This is a genomic window from Pseudomonas sp. NPDC098747 (assembly GCF_044760045.1).
GTDB lineage: Bacteria > Pseudomonadota > Gammaproteobacteria > Pseudomonadales > Pseudomonadaceae > Aquipseudomonas.
In genome coordinates this window covers 1-20194 of the sequence record NZ_JBIWAL010000074.1, presented here as the reverse complement: position 1 = coordinate 20194, position 20194 = coordinate 1, and the positions used below count along the sequence as shown (strand labels likewise).

The window sequence follows — 20194 nt, the reverse complement described above, 5'->3', positions numbered from 1 at the left end:
AATCAAACGCCCACCAACAAGAAATACACTATCAATCACACTCAAACCCAAAACTACAATCTTCAGATCACTTCGGCGGCGAGTTTGGCCGGGTCGGTGTTTTGCTCTTCGGTGTAGAGGGTCACGATCATCAGGTCGCGGGCGACTTCCTGGCTTACTTCGGCGCGCAGGGAAATCTGGTTGTAGTGCAGCTCATCGGCGGCGAGGGCCGGAAGGCTGGCGACGCTGCCGACGGTCAGGGCGAGGAGGGCGGCGCTGCGGCGAAATGTATGCATGAAAGCTCCTTGATGAGGGCGCAGGTTTTTTCGTTTCAGGCCTGCGTGAAACCATCAGACTCTAGCTTTTATGATCCGGTTCGCCCAGTTACAACTTCTATACAGATGCAGGGGCTGCTGCGCAGCCATTCGCGAGCAGGCTCGCTCCCACATTTGTAATGCGTTCTCCTGTGGGAGCGAGCTTGCTCGCGAAGGCGTCCTTATAGCCGCCGAAAATGTTTTTGCCATGTGGTCGTTTGCCGCACTTTCGCCTCTGGAGGGCGCGGCTTGGTTATACTCCGTGCGATCCGCCTGGAGCGCTCATCAGGAGAGCTCATGCTCGCCCCCGTACAACTGACTTCCGCCACTCGCCAGAACCTCTGGCGGCTGACTTTTATTCGCACGCTGGTGCTCGCCGCGCAGGCGGGGTCGGTGGGCATTGCCTACTGGCTGGAGCTGTTGCCGTTGCCGTGGGTGCAACTGGCGATGACCCTCGGCTGTTCGATTCTGCTGTGCGTGTTCACCGCGGTGCGCCTGCGTACTTCATGGCCGGTGACCGAGCTGGAATACGCCCTGCAACTGGCCTGTGATCTGGTTATCCACAGTGCGTTGCTGTATTTCTCCGGCGGTTCCACCAACCCGTTCGTTTCCTATTATCTGGTGCCGCTGACCATTGCCGCAGTGACGCTGCCGTGGCGCTATTCGGTGATTTTGTCTGGCATCGCGCTGGCCTTGTACACCGTGATGCTGACGCGCTTCTACCCGCTGGAAACCCTTCCGGTTGCCCGCGAAAACCTGCAGATCTACGGCATGTGGCTGAGCTTCGCCCTTGCAGCCGCGGTGATCACCTTCTTCGCCGCGCGCATGGCCGAAGAGTTGCGTCGTCAGGAGGAGTTGCGTGCGATTCGCCGCGAAGAAGGCCTGCGCGATCAGCAATTGCTCGCCGTCGCCACGCAAGCGGCCGGTGCCGCCCATGAACTGGGCACGCCGCTGGCGACCATGAGCGTTTTGCTCAAGGAAATGCAGCAGGATCATCCCGATCCGATGCTGCAGGACGATCTGAAAGTGCTGCAGGATCAGGTCAAGTTGTGCAAGGAAACCTTGCAGCAACTGGTGCGCGCCGCCGAGGCCAACCGGCGTCTGGCGGTGGAGATGCAGGACGTCACCGTCTGGCTCGACGAAGCGCTGAACCGCTGGCACCTGATGCGCCCGGAAGCCAGTTATCGCTTCCACCGTCTCGGCCAAGGCAAGGTGCCGCGCATGGCACCGCCGCCGGATCTGACCCAGGCGCTGTTGAATCTACTCAACAATGCCGCCGATGCATGCCCGGAAAACCTCAAAGTGACGCTGGACTGGGATGCGGAAAACCTGACCATCAGCATTCGCGATCACGGCGCCGGTGTGCCGCTGGCCATCGCCGAGCAGATTGGCAAACCATTTTTTACCACCAAGGGCAAAGGTTTCGGCCTGGGCCTGTTTTTGAGCAAGGCCAGCGTGACACGCGCCGGCGGCTCAGTGAAACTCTATAGTCATGAGGAAGGCGGCACGCTCACCGAGCTGCGCCTGCCTCACGGCGCCCGAGGAGACCAACATGAGTGACGAAATCCAAGTCGAAGGCGAAGAGCTGCCGCATTTGCTGCTGGTCGACGATGACGCGACCTTTACCCGAGTGATGGCCCGTGCCATGGCCCGCCGCGGCTTTCGCGTCAGCACCGCAGGTTCTGCCGAGGAAGGCATTACCATCGCGCAGGCCGATATCCCCGACTACGCCGCGCTCGACCTGAAAATGGACGGCGATTCCGGTCTGGTGCTGCTGCCCAAGCTGCTGGAGCTGGACCCGGAAATGCGCGTGGTGATCCTCACCGGTTATTCGAGCATTGCCACCGCGGTAGAAGCGATCAAGCGCGGCGCCTGCAACTACCTGTGCAAACCGGCCGATGCCGATGACGTTTTGGCCGCGCTGCTTTCCGAGCACGCCGACCTCGACAGCCTTGTGCCGGAAAACCCGATGTCGGTCGATCGCCTGCAATGGGAGCACATCCAGCGTGTGCTCACCGAACACGAAGGCAACATCTCCGCCACGGCCCGCGCCCTCGGCATGCACCGTCGCACCCTGCAGCGAAAACTGCAAAAGCGCCCGGTTCGTCGCTGAACCTGAGCTGAACGAGCATCGCCAGCCCTCGCGATAAAACGCACCGATCCTCTATGATCGGTGCGTGTCTGTTCTTATCTATATCGAGCCTTATCCATGAATCAGAACGCTGAATACTCCGCGGTCAACGATGCTGTGCGCGGGCAGTTTTTTCGCAAAGTATGGGCGATCATCACGCCTTACTGGCGCAGTGAAGAGAAGGGCAAAGCCTGGACGCTGCTGATTGCAGTGATAGCGCTCTCGCTGCTCAGCGTGGGCATCTCGGTGTGGTTCAACACCTGGTACAAGGATTTTTACAACGCGCTGCAAAAGAAGGACGAGGCGGCGTTCTGGCGCCTGATTCTGTATTTCTGTGCGATTGCGGCGGTGGCGATTATCGGGGCGGTGTATCGGCTTTATTTGACCCAGATGCTGACGATTCGCTGGCGCGCCTGGCTCACTGAAAAGCATTTCTCGCGCTGGCTCGCCGACAAGAACTACTACCAGTTGGAGCAGGGCGGTTATACCGATAACCCGGACCAGCGAATTTCCGAAGACCTCAATAACTTCACGTCCAACACCCTTGAACTGGGTATCGGGCTGCTGCGCAATATCGTCAGCCTGGTGTCGTTCTCGATCATTTTGTGGGGCGTGTCGGGCAGTATCGAAGTCTATGGCATCACCATTCCCGGCTACATGTTCTGGTGCGTGCTGGTTTACGCCGTGGTCGGTAGCTGGCTGACGCATTTGATCGGTCGTCGTTTGATCGGCCTGAATAACCAACAACAACGCTTCGAGGCCGACCTGCGTTTTTCCATGGTGCGGATTCGCGAGAATGCCGAAAGCATCGCGTTATACAACGGCGAGCCGAACGAGAATCGTAGGTTGAGCGCCCGCTTCGGGAATGTCTGGCACAACTTCTGGGACATCATGAAAGTGTCCAAGCGCCTGACGTTCTTCACCGCCGGTTACAGCCAAGCGGCCATCATTTTCCCGTTCATCGTGGCCTCGCCGCGTTATCTCTCCGGCAAGATCGAACTCGGTGAGTTGATGCAGATCAGCTCGGCATTCGGTAACGTTCAGGAGAGTTTCAGCTGGTTCATCAGTGCGTACCAGAGCCTTGCTTCCTGGCGCGCCACTTGTGATCGCCTGCTGAGTTTCCGGCAGGCCATGACCGACAACGAAGAGCGCACTCCGGCCATTGATGTGAAGAATCAGGGCAGCGAATTGAAGGTGCAAAACCTTGGGCTCGATCTGGCCGACGGGCGTCATCTGCTGACCAGCGCCGACATGACTGTGGAGCCGGGTGAGCGCGTGATGGTGAGCGGCCGCTCCGGCAGCGGCAAGTCGACCTTGCTGCGAGCGATGGGGCATTTGTGGCCAGCGGGGCACGGCAGCATTCGCTTGCCAGCGGCGCGCTATCTGTTCCTGCCGCAGAAACCTTATCTGCCGATCGGCACCCTGCGTGAAGCGTTGAGTTACCCACAGGCGGGTGAAACCTATTCACCAGAACGCTATGCGCAAGTGCTGGAAACCTGCCGCTTGCCGCATCTGGTCGCTCGTCTGGATGAGGCCAATCACTGGCAGCGCATGCTCTCGCCCGGTGAACAGCAACGGCTGGCCTTTGCCCGCGCACTGCTCTATGCGCCGCACTGGCTGTACATGGACGAAGCCACCTCGGCGATGGATGAAGAAGACGAAGCCACGCTTTACCAGGCTCTGATCGATGAGTTGCCGGGGTTGAGTATCGTTAGCGTGGGCCATCGTAGTAGCCTCAAACGCTTCCACCCACGGCATGTGCGAATCGACAGCGGCCACTTGGTTGAGCAGACCGTGACGGCCTGACTACCACACAATACCTGTGGGAGCTGGCAAGCTACCTCCCACAGTGAGACAGGTATGACAGGAAGTGATCGTACAACCCGCTTGAGCTATGATGACCCCAAGCCGAATTTTCGAGACTAGATGCAAACCATGGAAAACGTGATCGACACCCCGCGCCTCCCCCGTAAGCGCCGCAGCCTGGCTCAGGAACTGGTGACGGTGCTCAGCGAGCAGATCCGTGATGGCCTGCTCAAGCGTGGCGACAAGTTGCCCACCGAGTCGGCGATCATGGAAGCCCATGGCGTCAGCCGTACCGTGGTGCGCGAGGCGATTTCCCGTTTGCAGGCCGCAGGTCAGGTGGAAACTCGCCACGGCATCGGCACTTTTGTCCTCGACACGCCAAGCCCGAGTGGTTTTCGTATCGATCCGGCCACTGTGGTCACCCTGCGTGATGTGTTGGCCATTCTCGAGTTACGCATCAGCCTCGAAGTAGAATCCGCCGGCCTTGCCGCGCAACGTCGCAGCCCCGAGCAACTGGCGACCATGCGCGCCGCCCTCGATGCGCTGAACGACAGCGTTGCCCATGCCAGCGATGCCGTCGCCTCGGACTTCGCTTTCCATCTGGAAATCGCCCTGTCCACCGGCAACCGCTATTTCACCGACATCATGACCCACCTGGGCACCAGCATCATTCCGCGTACGCGGCTGAATTCGGCGCGCCTGGCCCATGATGATCAGCAGCACTACATGGGCCGCCTGAGCCGTGAGCACGAAGAAATCTACGAGGCAATCGCCCGCCAGGATTCCGATGCGGCACGTGCGGCAATGCGTCTGCACCTGACCAACAGCCGCGAAAGACTGCGCCAGGCCCATGAAGAGGCACAGGCGCAGGGGTGAGTGTTGCCTACATTTCGAGATGGACGGTCAGTGAAGGGGACATTGCGGAGTCACCGTTGACGTTGGTAATGGTGTATCGCAGCTCAGTGGTAGTACCCGGAATGGTTTCGTTCTCAAAAAATGCCTTGGAAACGGCAAATACAACAGGCTTATGCCGTTCCGGCTCAGTCAGTGCATGTTCGGCACACCATGTATTACCGGTAGAAGTCTCGATCAGAAATTTGACCAGGTCTCCCGCATTGGCATTTGCATATGCCGGAACCTCGCCGTGCGCGGGATCAATCAGATTGTGAACATAGAGTGTGAATTTGCCGTCGTGCGTTAGCGCTTCCCTGAGAGCAGGCGCTGCCAATGCGTTTACTCGTGCAGTCATGATCAAATTCCTTTTCACTAGCGATTCAAACCGTTGAATGAGCGCAGATAAGGCCTTGCCCTGTCGGAGCCGGTTCGTTAACTCCTGAGCCATTAAGGCGCGGGGGATACATGACTGGAACCTGTAAGAAATACCAGTCCCGACGAACGGTAGCTATCACTCGAACGTTGCGCCACGATCAACAGGCGCTGCTGGATATCAATCTTCGATCCGCAGTAGCAACGGCTCCGAGAAGGGGGCCTGGCTGGACTCGTCCTGAAACCTGTAGCGCAGTTCGATTTCCGTATGCAGGTACGGCAGTAGTGCTTCTTTGGGGATGCGCAGTTCAATGCCCGTCAGTTTTTCCATCTCGTCCTCGGCATCATCCCAGGTGCCGGTGTTGACTTCTTCGCCTGCCCATTCGGGCTCCTCCGGGTCATCGCCTAGAATCGCGTAGACGCTCCAGTTCGCCGCAAAATCGCCGGAATCGGGAACCTGAACGATCAGTTCGTCGCTCAACGCCGATACGTTCACGGTTGCCGTGTCAGGTGAGTGAGGCAGAAATTGCGGGAGTTCGGGTGGGGCATAAATCATGAGCAATCGCTCTCCGTGCGAGTTGCGCCGTGATCCATTCACGGCGGTTCTGCACGGTAAAAGACTTTTGCAGGACGGGTTTTAAACCGTCCATTTCCAGACATTTCAAAGCCCCTTAATAGGCGCTGCCGCAGGCTCGTTTCACTCGACAGCGCCTACAGGGGCGGGGTTGTGTCAGCGAGGGGGAAGAATGGAACGGTCTACTCGCACGGCGAAGGGGCCAACTGCGTGTTTGGCATCAAATGCTGCGTAGCCTTGGGGATCCACCGTCGCCCGGGCAATCGGCCGGCCTTTGGCCAACAATTCCAGCGGCGCACCTTTCATCGATTGACCCGAGGCCAGTTCCAGTTTCAATTTGATCTTCATGGCGGTTCTCCTTAGTTGACGTTGCCGGTCGGGTGGTAATCCTTGAGCAGCAGGTAAGTGCTCCAGCCCCACCAGTCGTCGACGGTGGCGGTGTCGTTGAGGTTGTTGACGTCCTTGCGGCGCAAAACCTTGCCACCCTCGGTGCGGAACAGCGGCGAGAAATTGTTCGTCAGGTTCAGAGCCGCACTCAGATCCGGCAGATGCTGCAATGCGGCGAACGTGGAAGGCGCGGGCAGATTGCCGCTGAGGTAAGCGGCAAAGACCTCGTCAGCCGATGTCTGCACCGCTTGATTGACCTGAATGCGATTGTCGGCGTCGCTTGCGTCGAAGTAGCGCTTGTCGCCGTATGCCCGCCATTGATCGCCACGCCCGTTGTGTACTTTAAGGCCGAACTTGCTGTCCTCATCGTGCATGAAACGGGTGATGAGCGAGCCCAGATCGCTCGGGGTCACGACCGCGGCAAGATCCTTGCGCGGTACACGCAAGTGCCCGGATGAAAACAGGTCAGTGAGGAAGTGGTCGGCAAACGCGTTCATCGCGTAGGCCCGTTCCAACTGCTGTTCATCTTGAGTGGCGCGAGCGGCGATTGCCGTTTGCAGGGCTGCGGTGTGCCCGGCAACGTAAGCCAACCGGGCCCATTCGCCGAAATGGTCAGCGTTGTTCGCCGCCAGTTTCAGGTAGCGCCCAAGTGGGAACAGCGCGGAGACAAAACTGCCGCCGCCAGTGATTTTGTTCCACTCCTCGGACAATGTATCTCCAAGCGCATCGTAGGCTTCGTGCGGTTGTTTACCATCCTTGATGGCCTGTTTAACCGCGTCGATTTCTTTTTGCATGACCGCGAGAATCTGCGTGGCTTCTGCCCGGGATGCAGGCAAGGCTGCGAGAGAGTCGAATGCCGCATTGAAGCGTTGCAGGCGATCCACCGGGGTGGCGCCTTCGCTGACGGGGCGATCGGCAATGCCATAAAAATCTCCCCCCAGCGCCAGCACCTGGCCGTAGGTGAGCGCCAACCCGTTCGGTAGGTGCAATGACACGTTTTGCGCGAGCACCGGTTCAGCGTTTTCGACGAAGCGCAGCCGCGTGTTATCACCGATCGCCGTGTGTTCGGCGCCCTCGAACCGTAGCTGCGGCTTGCCTTTCAAGGCGTTGCCGGGGAGGGCGGTAACGGATTGAACATCGCTATGGGAATCGGCGATGTGCAGCAGCAGATGCGCATTATTGGTGTTGAAGCTGATGCCGGATTGAGTGAACAGATCATCAAATCGGGCGTTCAGCGGCGTGAGGTTTTCCTGTGGATTGTGGTGTAGACCGGACATTTCTTTCTCCTTGATATGTCGTCGGTGAGTTTTCTTTTGACTGTATGTATATACAGTTATCTCAACCTTAGTCGAGAAATTTCCTACGTCAAGAAACGATCTTGTCCGACAAAAAAGCCCTCGCAACGATGAAATGCAGTTGACGGTTATATTTTAAGTTGTACGATGACCTACAACCTCGGCGAATAGCTGAACGATCCAATCACAAAAAACGTTGCTACCAGGGTGTTCGAATAATGAATCCACAAGAACTGAAGTCCATCCTCTCTACCGGCCTGCTGTCTTTCCCGGTGACCGATTTCAACGCGCAGGGCGATTTCAACCGCGCGGGCTATATCAAGCGTCTGGAATGGCTGGCTCCGTACGGTGCTTCGGCCCTGTTCGCCGCCGGTGGCACCGGTGAGTTCTTCTCCCTGGCCGCCAGCGAGTACTCGGAAATCATCAAGACTGCCGTCGATACCTGTGAAACCAGCGTGCCGATTCTGGCCGGCGTTGGCGGTTCGACTCGTCAAGCCATCGAATACGCTCAAGAGGCCGAGCGTCTGGGTGCTAAAGGCCTGTTGCTGCTGCCGCATTACCTGACCGAAGCCAGTCAGGATGGCGTTGCCGCTCATGTTGAAGCGGTGTGTAAATCGGTGAAGATCGGCGTGGTGGTTTACAACCGCAACGTCTGCCGCCTGACCGCGCCGCTGCTGGAACGTCTGGCCGAACGCTGCCCGAACCTGATCGGTTACAAGGACGGTCTGGGTGATATCGAGTTGATGGTGTCGATCCGTCGCCGCCTCGGTGATCGCTTCAGCTACCTGGGTGGTTTGCCGACCGCCGAAGTCTACGCCGCTGCCTACAAAGCGCTGGGCGTGCCGGTTTACTCCTCGGCGGTGTTCAACTTCATTCCGAAGACCGCGATGGATTTCTACCACGCCATCGCCCGTGAAGATCACGCCACCGTCGGCAAGATCATCGACGACTTCTTCCTGCCATACCTGGACATCCGTAACCGCAAGTCCGGTTATGCCGTGAGCATCGTCAAGGCCGGGGCAAAAATTGCCGGCTATGACGCAGGCCCGGTACGGGCGCCGCTGACCGATCTGCTGCCAGAGGAATATGAAGCACTGGCCGCGCTGATCGACAAGCAAGGTGCGCAATAACAACTCTATAGATAAGGCCGCTGAGCAATCAGCGGCCTTTTGCGTGAGGAGCGATTTCAGTGACTGATTCAAAGCGCTACGACAACTACATCAACGGTGAATGGGTTGCCGGTTCCGATTACTCGGCCAACATCAACCCGTCCGAGCTGAGCGACACCATCGGCGACTACGCCAAGGCTGATCTGACCCAAGTCCACGCTGCCATCGACGCCGCCCGCGCAGCGTTCCCAGCATGGTCGACTTCGGGCATTCAGGCTCGTCACGATTCGCTGGATAAGGTCGGCAGCGAAATCCTCGCCCGTCGCGAAGAACTCGGCACTCTGCTGGCACGGGAAGAGGGCAAGACCTTGCCTGAAGCCATTGGCGAAGTGACCCGCGCCGGTAACATCTTCAAGTTCTTCGCCGGTGAATGCTTGCGTCTGTCCGGTGACTATGTGCCGTCGGTACGCCCGGGCGTTAACGTCGAAGTGACCCGCGAAGCGTTGGGTGTGGTCGGTCTGATCACCCCGTGGAACTTCCCGATTGCTATTCCTGCGTGGAAGATCGCTCCGGCCCTGGCCTACGGCAACTGCGTTGTTCTGAAACCTGCGGATCTGGTGCCGGGTTGTGCCTGGGCGCTGGCCGAAATCATCTCCCGCGCAGGCTTCCCGGCTGGCGTGTTCAACCTGGTCATGGGCAGCGGTCGCGTGGTTGGCGACGCACTGGTGCAGAGCCCGAAAGTCGATGGCATCAGCTTCACCGGATCTGTCGGTGTTGGCCGCCAGATCGCGGTCAACTGCGTGTCGCGCCAGGCCAAGGTTCAGCTGGAAATGGGCGGCAAGAACCCGCAGATCATTCTCGACGACGCCGACCTCAAGCAAGCGGTCGAGTTGTCGGTGCAGAGCGCGTTCTACTCCACCGGCCAACGCTGCACGGCTTCGAGCCGCTTGATCGTTACCGCCGGAATTCACGACAAGTTCGTTGAAGCCATGGCCGAGCGCATGAAGTCGATCAAGGTCGGCCACGCGCTGAAATCCGGCACCGATATCGGTCCGGTGGTTTCGCAAGCGCAGCTTGAACAGGACATGAAATACATCGACATCGGCCAGTCCGAAGGTGCGCGTCTGGTCAGCGGCGGCGGTCTGGTGACGTGCGATACCGAAGGCTACTTCCTCGCGCCAACGCTGTTTGCCGACAGCGAAGCTTCGATGCGCATCAGCCGCGAAGAAATCTTCGGCCCTGTGGCCAACATCGTCCGCGTTGCCGATTACGACGCTGCGCTGGCCATGGCCAACGACACCGAATTCGGTCTGTCGGCGGGCATCGCCACCACGTCGCTGAAGTACGCCAACCACTTCAAACGTCACTCCCAGGCCGGGATGGTGATGGTCAACCTGCCGACCGCCGGCGTCGATTACCACGTTCCGTTCGGTGGCCGTAAAGGTTCATCCTATGGCTCACGTGAGCAAGGCCGTTATGCGCAGGAGTTCTACACCGTCGTGAAGACCAGCTACATCGGTTCCTGATCTGTGGGAGCTTGCCTGCAAGCGATGACATCACTGCGGTGTAACTGAAAAACCGAGGTGATGCCATCGCTGGCAGGCCAGCTCCCACAAAAGCCAGACCAAAGAAGATTCACCCGCGCATAAAAATAATCAGTGGGAGTACATCTACATGCAACCGACTCAAAAGCCGACTCACATCCGCTATTTGATCCTGCTCATGCTGTTTCTGGTGACCACGATCAACTACGCCGACCGCGCGACCATTGCGATCGCCGGTTCCAGCCTGCAAAAAGACCTCGGTATCGACGCGGTCACCCTCGGCTATATTTTCTCCGCTTTCGGTTGGGCCTACGTGGCCGGGCAAATTCCCGGTGGCTGGCTGCTCGACCGCTTCGGCTCGAAAAAAATCTATGCCATGAGCATCTTCACCTGGTCGCTGTTCACCGTGCTGCAAGGCTTCGTCGGTGAGTTCGGCATGTCCACGGCGATTGTTGCGCTGTTCATGTTGCGCTTCCTGGTCGGTTTGGCTGAGGCGCCATCCTTTCCCGGTAACGCACGCATTGTTGCCGCGTGGTTTCCGACTGCTGAACGCGGCACCGCTTCGGCGATCTTCAACTCGGCGCAGTATTTTGCCACCGTGTTGTTCGCACCGTTGATGGGCTGGATCGTCTACAGCTTTGGTTGGGAACACGTGTTCATCGTCATGGGTATCCTCGGAATCGTGTTCTCGCTGATCTGGCTGAAAGTGATCTACAGCCCGCGCGAACACCCGCGCATCAACGAGGCCGAGTTCAAACACATTGCCGAAAACGGCGGCATGGTCGACATGGACCAGCGCGGCAAAAAATCCGACGGTCCGAAGTGGGACTACATCCGCCAGTTGCTGACCAACCGCATGATGCTCGGCGTTTATCTGGGTCAGTACTGCATCAACGGCATCACGTACTTCTTCCTGACCTGGTTCCCGGTGTACCTGGTGCAGGAACGCGGTATGACCATCCTCAAGGCTGGATTCATCGCTTCGTTGCCGGCGATCTGCGGGTTTATCGGTGGCGTACTCGGCGGCGTGATCTCCGATTACCTGCTGCGCAAAGGTCACTCCCTGACCTTCGCCCGCAAAGCGCCGATCATCGCTGGCCTGCTGGTTTCCAGCAGCATCGTCGCCTGCAACTATGTTGATGTTGAGTGGATGGTCGTGGGCTTCATGGCTTTGGCGTTCTTCGGCAAAGGCGTTGGCGCACTGGGTTGGGCAGTGGTTTCCGACACTTCGCCAAAACAGATCGCCGGTCTGAGCGGTGGTTTGTTCAACACCTTCGGCAACATCGCTTCGATCACCACGCCGATCGTGATTGGCTACATCATCAGCTCCACCGGTTCGTTCAAATGGGCGCTGGTGTTCGTCGGTGCCAACGCACTGGTGGCGGTGTTCAGCTATCTGGTGATCGTCGGCCCGATCAAACGTGTGGTGCTCAAAGAGCCGCCAACCACTGGCGGTATTGAAGCCAGCGATAAATTGTCTCAAGCGCATTCCTGAGGAGCGGCGTCATGCAGTTGATTGAACATTCCGACTCGCCGCGCTACATCCGTCTGCACGAGCGGGACAACGTAGTGGTAGTGGTCAACGACCAAGGTGTTCCGGCCGGAACCGAGTTCGCCGACGGCCTGGTGACGGTGGATTTCGTGCCGCAGAGCCATAAGGTCACCCTCGAGGATATTCCCGAGGGCGGTCAGGTGATTCGCTACGGCCAGATCATTGGCTACGCGTTGCAGCCGATTCCGCGTGGCAGTTGGGTCAAGGAAGATCAACTGCGCATGCCGACCGCGCCGCCGCTGGACAGCCTGCCGCTGTCCACCGAAGTGCCGGAGGCGCAGGCGCCACTTGAAGGGTTCACGTTCGAGGGTTATCGCAACGCCGACGGCACCGTCGGCACGCGCAACATTCTCGGGATCACCACCACGGTGCAATGCGTCACCGGCGTGCTCGATCACGCGGTAAAACGCATCAAGGATGAGCTGCTGCCGAAGTACCCGCACGTCGATGACGTGGTGGCGCTGACCCACAGTTACGGCTGTGGTGTGGCGATTACCGCCACCGACGCCTACATCCCGATTCGCACCGTGCGTAATCTGGCACGCAACCCGAACCTGGGCGGTGAAGCGCTGGTGATCGGTCTGGGCTGCGAGAAATTGCAGGCTGGCCAGGTGATGCACGAGGACGATGCGTCGGTCGATCTCAGCGATCCATGGTTGTATCGCTTGCAGGATTCCAGTCACGGTTTTACTGAGATGATCGAGCAGATCATGGCGTTGGCAGAGGTTCGTCTGAAGAAACTCGACCAGCGCCGCCGCGAAACCGTGCCGGCCTCCGAGCTGATTCTGGGGATGCAGTGCGGCGGCAGTGATGCGTTTTCCGGCATCACCGCCAACCCGGCGCTGGGTTATGCCTCGGACTTGTTACTGCGGGCGGGGGCGACGGTGATGTTTTCTGAAGTCACTGAAGTGCGCGATGCGATTTATCTGCTGACCTCGCGGGCGCAAACCAAAACCGTCGCCGAGGAGCTGGTACGCGAGATGGATTGGTACGACCGCTATCTCGCCAAGGGTGAAGCGGATCGCAGCGCCAACACCACGCCGGGCAACAAGAAGGGCGGGTTATCGAACATCGTCGAGAAGTCGCTGGGTTCGATCGTCAAGTCCGGCAGTAGCGCGATCAATGGCGTGCTTGGCCCAGGCGAGCGTTTCAAGCAGAAGGGTTTGATTTTCTGCGCGACGCCCGCCAGTGATTTTGTCTGCGGTACGTTGCAGTTGGCGGCGGGGATGAACCTGCATGTGTTCACCACTGGGCGCGGCACGCCTTATGGGTTGGCGATGGCGCCGGTGGTGAAGGTCTCGACGCGCACTGAGCTTGCGCAGCGCTGGCCTGACTTGATCGATATCGACGCCGGGCGGATTGCCACCGGGCGGGCGACTATCGAGGAGTTGGGCTGGGAGTTGTTTCACTACTACCTGGATGTTGCCAGCGGCAAAAAACAGACGTGGGCGGAGAAGCACAAGCTGCATAACGACATTACGTTGTTCAATCCGGCACCGATTACCTGAGGTTTGCGGGGGGAGGTCAAAAGCTACCCTCACCCCAGCCCTCTCCCGGAGGGCGAGGGGGCCGATCCGGGAATATTTTAGAAGTACATCGACCTGAAAGTGCTTTGCCGAATCCACAATCGACGCGGTAGTGCAGGTCGATGTATGACGAAAGACACCGCGGTCAGTCCCCTCTCCCTCGGGGAGAGGGTTAGGGTGAGGGGCTTTTGACTTTTGGATTGAGGCTATAGCGCCGCAAGTGGCTTATCATTAGCCCCCTAACGACGCTCACCCAAGGCTCCCCGGCATGCTGGCAATCTTCCTCGAAACTCTGAACATCACCGCGCCGGTGTTTGCCATGCTGTTTCTCGGTGTGCTGCTCAAGCGCATCAACTGGATCAACGACAACTTTATCCACACCGCATCTTCGCTGGTGTTCAACGTCACCATGCCGGCGCTGTTGTTCCTCGGTATCCTGCATGCAGACCTGCACGCCGCGTTGCAACCGGCGCTGCTGATCTACTTCTCCGTTGCCACGCTGGTCAGTTTCGCCCTGGCTTGGGGCTGGGCGATTTTCAAGTGTCCGCGCGAAGATCGCGGCATCTATACCCAAGGCGCGTTTCGCGGCAATAACGGGGTGATCGGTCTGGCACTCGCCGCGAGCATGTATGGCGATTACGGGATTTCCCTCGGGGCGATTCTCGCGGCGCTGGTGATCCTGTTTTACAACACGCTCTCGACCATTGTGCTGGCGGTGTACAGCCCGGTGATCAAGTCCGATCCGTGGAGCATCTGCAAAAGCGTGTTCAGCAATCCGCTGATCATCAGCGTGATCGCGGCTGCACCGTTTGCCTACTTCAAGATCGGTCTGCCGGGATGGCTGGAAACCTCTGGCCAGTATCTGGCGCAAACCACGCTGCCGCTGGCGTTGATCTGCATCGGCGGCACGCTGTCGCTGGCGGCGCTGCGCAAAAGCGGCAACATGGCGCTCAGCTCAAGCCTGGTGAAGATGATCGGTTTGCCGCTGTTGGCGACCTTTGGCGCATGGCTGTGCGGTTTTCGCGGTGCGGAGCTGGGGATTCTGTTTCTGTACTTCGGCAGCCCGACCGCGGCGGCCAGTTTTGTCATGGCCCGCGCGGCGCAGGGCAATCATGAACTGGCGGCGGCGATTATCGTGCTGACTACATTGATGGCAGCGATCACGACCAATCTCGGGATCTTCATTTTGCAGTGGGGTGGGTGGATCTGACTTCAGGATTTGCAGTGACGCAGAGGGCCTCTTCGCGAGCAAGCTCGCTCCCACAGGGCTCTTCGGTGTTGTTAATCAAATTTCATCAACACCGAAGAGCCCTGTGGGAGCGAGCTTGCTCGCGAAAGCGATATCCCTGACCCCGCGTTACTCAGGTTTCTGGTAGCTGTCGATCACTTCCTGCGCCGCCCGAAACGCATCGATCGCCGCCGGCACCCCGGCGTACACCGCGCAATGCAGCAGCGCCTCGCGAATCTCTTCTACCGTGCAGCCATTGTTCAACGCTCCGCGCACATGGCCCTTCAGCTCTTGCGGGCACTTCAACGCGGTCAGCGCGGCCAGGGTGATCAGGCTGCGGGTTTTCAGCGGCAAACCCTCGCGATTCCACACGCCACCCCAGGCATGCTCGTTGACGAAATCCTGCAGCGGCTGGGTGAATTCGGTGGCATTGCCCAGTGCGCGATCGACGAACACATCGCCCATTACCTGACGGCGGACTTCAACCCCGGACTTCTTCGATTCGGTCATGGCATATCCTTTTTGTGGTGCTGGCGGCGCCAGGCGCGTACGGACGTGAACAGCAGAAACGCCAGCAGCGGCGGCAGAACGTAAAACAGCATCAGCCGCTCCAGCTTGCCGGCCAGTGGCATGCCGGTGGTGAACGACACCACGTGCAGCCCGTACACCAGATACAAACCGAGCAGCAGCAGACCTTCGATGCGGGTCACGCGGTAGCCGGAATAGAACACCGGCAGACACAACGCGGCGACACCGAGCATCACCGGCAGGTCGAAATCCAGCGCATTGGGCGAGACAGACAAAGGCATCGGGGCGATCAGTGCGGTAAGCCCAAGCACCCCAAGCAGATTAAACAGATTGGCGCCGATCACGTTGCCCACGGCGATATCCCGCTGCCCACGCAGAGCAGCAATCAACGAAGTCGCAAGTTCTGGCAGCGAAGTGCCGACGGCAACGACGGTGAGGCCGATCACGCGCTCGGAGAATCCAAGGTCAGTGGCCACCACGACAGCGGCGCCCAGCAACAGACGTCCGGCGAACACCAGCATGGCCAGGCCGACAATGATCATCAGCACACTGGTGAACCAGTGTGCTGGCGCGGTTTGCGGTTGATCCGAATGCGGTCGCGCCGAGTGTCGCGACTGGCGTAGCAGCAAACCCAGATACAGCGCCAATGCGCTCAGCAGCAGAATGCCGTCGAGGCGCCCGAGTTCTTCATTCCACGCCAGCAAGAACACCAGCAGACTGGCGCCGATCATCAGCGGAATATCAAGGCGCACCAACTGTCGCGACACGCGCAACGGAATGATTAGCGCCGACAGGCCGAGGGTCACCAGAATGTTGAAGATGCTGCTGCCGATCACGCTACCGACCGCAATATCCGGGGTATGCGCCTGTGCCGCTTGCAGGCTGACGGCCATTTGCGGCGCACTGCTGCCAAACGCGACCACGGTGAGGCCGATGATCAGCGGCCGTACATGCAGGCGTGCAGCCAGGCGCACCGCCGCCCGCACCATCAGCTCGGCGCCGAAGATCAGCAGGCACAATCCTGCGAACAATTCGATCAGGCTGATCAGCGGCAAATTGGCTAGGGCGAAAATAGTTGGCGCTCCATCAGTCGTCGAGGGCCTGCACGCGAACCCGTGCAGTGCCGCTGCGCAGCATACCGAGTTGTTCGGCGGCCTTGCGGGACACATCGATCAAGCGGCCACGGGTGTGCGGGCCGCGATCGTTGATACGGACTATGACGGATTCATCGTTTTTCAGGTTGGTGACTTTCACCCGAGTGCCAAAGGGTAAGCGGCGATGGGCGGCGGTCAGGGCATTCTGGTTGAACGCTTCGCCGCTGGCGGTGCGTTTACCGTGGTGTTTGGCTCCGTAATAGGAGGCGACGCCGGTCTGGTCGTAACCGTGCGGGTCGATGGTGTCGGTGCTGGCGCAACCGGTCAGTAAGGAGAGCAGGGCGCAGCCCAGGAGCAGACGCTTCATTCAAAGGTTTCTCGAAACAATTGTGGGAGCGAGCTTGCTCGCGAAGGCATTCTGACAGTCAACCTTGTATTGAGTGCCGGATCGCATTCGCGAGCAAGCTCGCTCCCACAGGGATTTGAGCCAGGGTTTTAGGTCTGGCTCCATTTTCATCAGCCTTCGAGCTTGCTTTTCAGCAGTTCGTTCACTTGCTGCGGGTTGGCCTTGCCTTTGGAGGCTTTCATGGCCTGACCGACGAAGAAGCCGAACATCTTGCCGCGTTTGGCTTCGTCTGCCGCGCGGTATTGCTCGACTTGCTCGGCGTTGGCCGCGAGCATTTCGTCCAGCACCGCCGAGATCGCGCCGCTATCGGTCACTTGCTTCAGGCCGCGTTTTTCGATGATCTCGTCTGCGCTGCCTTCACCGTTGGCCATCGCTTCGAACACCACTTTGGCAATCTTGCCGGAGATGGTGTTGTCCTTGATGCGCTGCAGCATGCCGCCCAACAGCTCGGCCGAAACCGGCGACTCGTCGATGTCCAGGCCTTGCTTGTTGAGCAGGCTGCCCAACTCGACCATCACCCAGTTCGCCGCCAGTTTGGCGTCGCCGCCGATGGCTGCGACTTTTTCGAAGTAATCGGCTTGCTCGCGACTGGTGGCCAGTACGCTGGCGTCGTAAACCGACAGACCGAACTGCTCCTGGAAGCGCTCGCGTTTCTGCGGAGGCAGCTCCGGCAGGGTGGCGCGCACCTCACCGAGGAACGACTCTTCGATGATCACTGGCAACAGGTCAGGATCGGGGAAGTAACGGTAGTCGTTGGCTTCCTCTTTGGAGCGCATCGGACGGGTTTCGTCCTTGTTCGGATCGTAAAGACGGGTCTGCTGGATCACTTTGCCGCCGTCTTCGATCAGCTCGATCTGACGCTGGATCTCGGAGTTGATCGCCTTCTCGATGAAACGGAACGAGTTGACGTTCTTGATCTCGCAGCGCGTACCGAATTCAACCTGGCCTTTCGGACGAATCGATACGTTGCAGTCGCAACGCAGCGAGCCTTCGGCCATGTTGCCGTCGCAGATGCCCAGATAACGCACCAGCGCGTGGACGGCCTTGACGTAAGCCACGGCTTCCTTGGCGCTGCGCATGTCCGGCTCGGAAACGATTTCCAGCAGCGGCGTGCCAGCACGGTTCAGGTCGATGCCGGTGGCACCGTTGAATTCTTCGTGCAGGCTCTTGCCGGCGTCTTCTTCCAGGTGCGCGCGGGTGATGCCGACACGTTTGACAGTGCCGTCTTCCAGCGCGATGTCCAGGTGGCCCTTGCCGACGATCGGCAATTCCATCTGGCTGATTTGGTAGCCCTTCGGCAGGTCCGGGTAGAAATAGTTTTTACGCGCGAACACGTTGTGCTGACCGATCTCGGCGTCAATTGCCAGACCGAACATCACCGCCATGCGCACTGCTTCCTGGTTCAGCACCGGCAACACGCCGGGCATGCCCAGATCAATCAGGCTTGCCTGAGTGTTCGGCTCGGAGCCGAACGTGGTCGAACTACCGGAAAAGATTTTCGACCGGGTAGTGAGCTGAGTGTGAATCTCCAGCCCGATCACGACTTCCCATTGCATGTGTGTCTCCTCAGAAGCCGGTTGGGGTGCGGGTGTGCCAGTCAGTGTTCAACTGATACTGGTGGGCAACGTTCAACAGGCGACCTTCCTGGAAATACGGAGCGAGCAACTGCACGCCGACCGGCAGACCGTCGACAAAACCGGCCGGCATCGACAGGCCCGGCAGGCCCGCGAGGTTGGCGGTGATGGTGTAGACGTCTTCCAGATAGGCAGCGACCGGGTCGCTGTTCTTGGCGCCGAGTTTCCAGGCCGGGTTCGGCGTGGTTGGGCCGAGGATGATGTCGACTTCATTAAAGGCAGCCATGAAATCGTTCTTCACCAGGCGACGGATCTTCTGCGCTTTGAGGTAGTAGGCGTCGTAGTAACCCGCGGACAGCGCGTAAGCACCGACCATGATTCGGCGCTGTACTTCAGGCCCGAAGCCTTCGCCACGGGAGCGCTTGTACAGGTCGATGAGGTTCTCCGGGTTCTCGCAGCGATGGCCGAAACGCACGCCGTCGAAACGCGACAGGTTCGAGGACGCCTCTGCCGGCGCGATCACGTAGTACGCAGGAATTGCGTGCTGCATGTTCGGCAGGCTGATTTCCTTGATCACGGCACCGAGCTTCTGCAGCTCTTTGATGCTGTTCTGGATCAGCTCGGCGATGCGCGGGTCGAGACCGGCGCTGAAGTATTCCTTCGGCACACCGATGCGCAGGCCTTTCAGCGATTCGTTGAGGCTGGCGGAGTAATCCGGCACAGGCTCATCGATGCTGGTGGAATCGTTTTGATCGAAGCCGGCCATACCTTGCAACATAATTGCGCAGTCTTCGGCAGTGCGCGCCAACGGGCCGCCCTGATCGAGGCTGGAGGCGTAAGCGATCATGCCCCAGCGCGAAACGCGACCGTACGTCGGTTTCAGGCCGGTGAGGTTGGTGAACGCGGCTGGCTGACGGATCGAGCCGCCGGTGTCAGTGGCGGTGGCCGCTGGCAACAGGCGAGCGGCAACGGCAGCCGCCGAACCACCGGACGAACCGCCCGGCACGTGTTCCAGATTCCACGGGTTTTTCACCGCGCCGTACCAGCTCGACTCGTTGGCCGAACCCATGGCGAATTCGTCCATGTTGGTCTTGCCCAGGGTCACGGCGCCGGCGGCAGCCAGTTTCGCGACCACGGTGGCGTCGTATGGAGCCTTGAAGTTGTCGAGCATCTTCGAGCCGCAACTGGTGCGAATGCCTTGGGTGCAGAACAGGTCTTTGTGGGCAATCGGCGCACCCAGCAGGGCGCCGCTCTCACCGTTGGCACGGCGTGCATCGGCGGCTTTCGCCTGCGCCAGTGCCAGCTCTTCGGTGAGGCTGATGAAACTGTTGAGCTGCGGGTCCAGCTGGGTAATACGCGCCAGCAGGACTTTGGTCAGCTCTTCGGAGGAAAACTTTTTATCGGCGAGACCGCGGGCGATCTCGGCCAGAGTCATTTGATGCATTGCAGGCTCTTTCCCTTTAGTCGATGACTTTCGGAACCAGATACAGGCCGTTTTCGACCGCTGGTGCGATGGACTGGTAGGCCTCGCGGTGATTTGTTTCGGTCACGACGTCGGCGCGCAGGCGCTGACTGGCTTCCAGCGGGTGGGCCAATGGCTCGATACCGTCGGTATTAACAGCCTGCATTTCGTCGACCAGACCGAGAATGCTGTTGAGGGCCGAGGTGATTTGCGGAAGATCGGCATCATTAAGGCCAAGGCAGGCCAAATGCGCGATTTTTTCCACGTCGGAGCGTTCTAGTGCCATCGGGATTCTCCAGTGGAAAACAGAACGGACGGCGTCCGTGTGTTAGATTGTCGGAACACTACCGCACTTCTACGGTCATTAGGCCGCGATTGTGGGGATTTTTGCACAGAAAAGCGGCCAATTTAACATATTG

At 59.2% G+C, this 20194-nt stretch carries 19 protein-coding genes and 1 pseudogene; 9 read left to right on the top strand and 11 right to left on the bottom strand.

Annotated features, from left to right (window positions below):
* Positions 1-68: 68 nt before the first annotated feature.
* Positions 69-275: pseudogene (locus tag ACIQVE_RS26820) on the bottom strand (hypothetical protein); the annotation flags it as partial.
* Positions 276-590: 315 nt separating this feature from the next.
* Between ACIQVE_RS26820 and ACIQVE_RS26815 the strand changes: the two are divergent.
* From ACIQVE_RS26815 to ACIQVE_RS26800, 4 genes are all read left to right on the top strand, one after another.
* Positions 591-1853 (top strand): ATP-binding protein, encoded by a 1263-nt coding sequence (locus tag ACIQVE_RS26815; RefSeq protein WP_402814355.1) that lies wholly within the window; start codon positions 591-593, stop codon positions 1851-1853.
* Positions 1846-2406 carry a response regulator transcription factor gene (locus ACIQVE_RS26810; protein ID WP_042557635.1) on the top strand — a complete coding sequence of 187 codons (561 nt, stop codon included), beginning with the start codon at positions 1846-1848 and terminating at the stop codon, positions 2404-2406. Before ACIQVE_RS26815 ends, ACIQVE_RS26810 begins: the two co-directional genes overlap by 8 nt.
* 96 nt (positions 2407-2502) lie before the next feature.
* Complete coding sequence (locus ACIQVE_RS26805) at positions 2503-4230, top strand: ABC transporter ATP-binding protein/permease (RefSeq protein WP_402814351.1); 1728 nt, start codon at positions 2503-2505, stop codon at positions 4228-4230.
* A 129-nt stretch (positions 4231-4359) separates the two neighbouring features.
* On the top strand, positions 4360-5106 hold the full coding sequence (locus tag ACIQVE_RS26800) for a FadR/GntR family transcriptional regulator (RefSeq protein ID WP_402814361.1): 747 nt from the start codon (positions 4360-4362) through the stop codon (positions 5104-5106).
* Positions 5107-5113: 7 nt separating this feature from the next.
* Here the strand turns inward: ACIQVE_RS26800 and ACIQVE_RS26795 are convergent, their stop codons facing one another.
* The 4 genes from ACIQVE_RS26795 to ACIQVE_RS26780 form a co-directional block, all read right to left on the bottom strand.
* Positions 5114-5479 (bottom strand): hypothetical protein, encoded by a 366-nt coding sequence (locus ACIQVE_RS26795; protein ID WP_402814348.1) that lies wholly within the window; start codon positions 5477-5479, stop codon positions 5114-5116.
* 198 nt (positions 5480-5677) lie between these two features.
* Positions 5678-6052, bottom strand: a complete 375-nt coding sequence (locus tag ACIQVE_RS26790) for a hypothetical protein (RefSeq protein ID WP_402814345.1) — start codon at positions 6050-6052, stop codon at positions 5678-5680.
* A gap of 174 nt (positions 6053-6226) precedes the next feature.
* On the bottom strand, positions 6227-6418 hold the full coding sequence (locus ACIQVE_RS26785; RefSeq protein WP_402814342.1) for a hypothetical protein: 192 nt from the start codon (positions 6416-6418) through the stop codon (positions 6227-6229).
* A gap of 11 nt (positions 6419-6429) precedes the next feature.
* Positions 6430-7734 carry a phospholipase gene (locus tag ACIQVE_RS26780; RefSeq protein ID WP_402814340.1) on the bottom strand — a complete coding sequence of 435 codons (1305 nt, stop codon included), beginning with the start codon at positions 7732-7734 and terminating at the stop codon, positions 6430-6432.
* Between the two features lie 236 nt (positions 7735-7970).
* On the opposite strand from ACIQVE_RS26780, the gene kdgD reads away from it, so the two are divergent.
* The 5 genes from kdgD (at position 7971) to ACIQVE_RS26755 (ending at position 14693) form a co-directional block, all read left to right on the top strand.
* Positions 7971-8882 carry a 5-dehydro-4-deoxyglucarate dehydratase gene (gene kdgD, locus ACIQVE_RS26775; RefSeq protein WP_402814337.1) on the top strand — a complete coding sequence of 304 codons (912 nt, stop codon included), beginning with the start codon at positions 7971-7973 and terminating at the stop codon, positions 8880-8882.
* Positions 8883-8941: 59 nt separating this feature from the next.
* Positions 8942-10387: an aldehyde dehydrogenase family protein gene (locus tag ACIQVE_RS26770; protein WP_402814334.1), complete on the top strand. Its 1446-nt coding sequence runs from the start codon at positions 8942-8944 to the stop codon at positions 10385-10387.
* A gap of 148 nt (positions 10388-10535) precedes the next feature.
* Complete coding sequence (locus ACIQVE_RS26765; protein WP_402814331.1) at positions 10536-11900, top strand: MFS transporter; 1365 nt, start codon at positions 10536-10538, stop codon at positions 11898-11900.
* Between the two features lie 11 nt (positions 11901-11911).
* Positions 11912-13465 carry a galactarate dehydratase gene (garD, locus tag ACIQVE_RS26760; protein WP_402814328.1) on the top strand — a complete coding sequence of 518 codons (1554 nt, stop codon included), beginning with the start codon at positions 11912-11914 and terminating at the stop codon, positions 13463-13465.
* Positions 13466-13751: 286 nt separating this feature from the next.
* Complete coding sequence (locus tag ACIQVE_RS26755; RefSeq protein ID WP_402814326.1) at positions 13752-14693, top strand: AEC family transporter; 942 nt, start codon at positions 13752-13754, stop codon at positions 14691-14693.
* Between the two features lie 147 nt (positions 14694-14840).
* Here ACIQVE_RS26755 and ACIQVE_RS26750 read toward each other — a convergent pair whose 3' ends face one another.
* The 6 genes from ACIQVE_RS26750 to gatC form a co-directional block, all read right to left on the bottom strand.
* Positions 14841-15221, bottom strand: coding sequence for a carboxymuconolactone decarboxylase family protein (locus tag ACIQVE_RS26750; RefSeq protein WP_150595055.1), 381 nt, complete (start codon positions 15219-15221; stop codon positions 14841-14843).
* Positions 15218-16279, bottom strand: coding sequence for a calcium/sodium antiporter (locus tag ACIQVE_RS26745; protein ID WP_402814358.1), 1062 nt, complete (start codon positions 16277-16279; stop codon positions 15218-15220). Before ACIQVE_RS26745 ends, ACIQVE_RS26750 begins: the two co-directional genes overlap by 4 nt.
* Positions 16280-16325: 46 nt before the next feature.
* A complete protein-coding gene (locus ACIQVE_RS26740) occupies positions 16326-16700 on the bottom strand; it encodes a septal ring lytic transglycosylase RlpA family protein (RefSeq protein WP_402814323.1) in 375 nt (124 codons plus the stop codon).
* A gap of 149 nt (positions 16701-16849) precedes the next feature.
* Entirely contained in the window at positions 16850-18295 is a 1446-nt protein-coding gene (gene gatB, locus ACIQVE_RS26735) for an Asp-tRNA(Asn)/Glu-tRNA(Gln) amidotransferase subunit GatB (protein WP_129389127.1), read from the bottom strand.
* Between the two features lie 10 nt (positions 18296-18305).
* Positions 18306-19757: an Asp-tRNA(Asn)/Glu-tRNA(Gln) amidotransferase subunit GatA gene (gene gatA / locus ACIQVE_RS26730; RefSeq protein WP_402814320.1), complete on the bottom strand. Its 1452-nt coding sequence runs from the start codon at positions 19755-19757 to the stop codon at positions 18306-18308.
* A 16-nt stretch (positions 19758-19773) separates the two neighbouring features.
* Complete coding sequence (gene gatC, locus ACIQVE_RS26725; RefSeq protein WP_046026838.1) at positions 19774-20061, bottom strand: Asp-tRNA(Asn)/Glu-tRNA(Gln) amidotransferase subunit GatC; 288 nt, start codon at positions 20059-20061, stop codon at positions 19774-19776.
* Between the last annotated feature and the right edge of the window lie 133 nt (positions 20062-20194).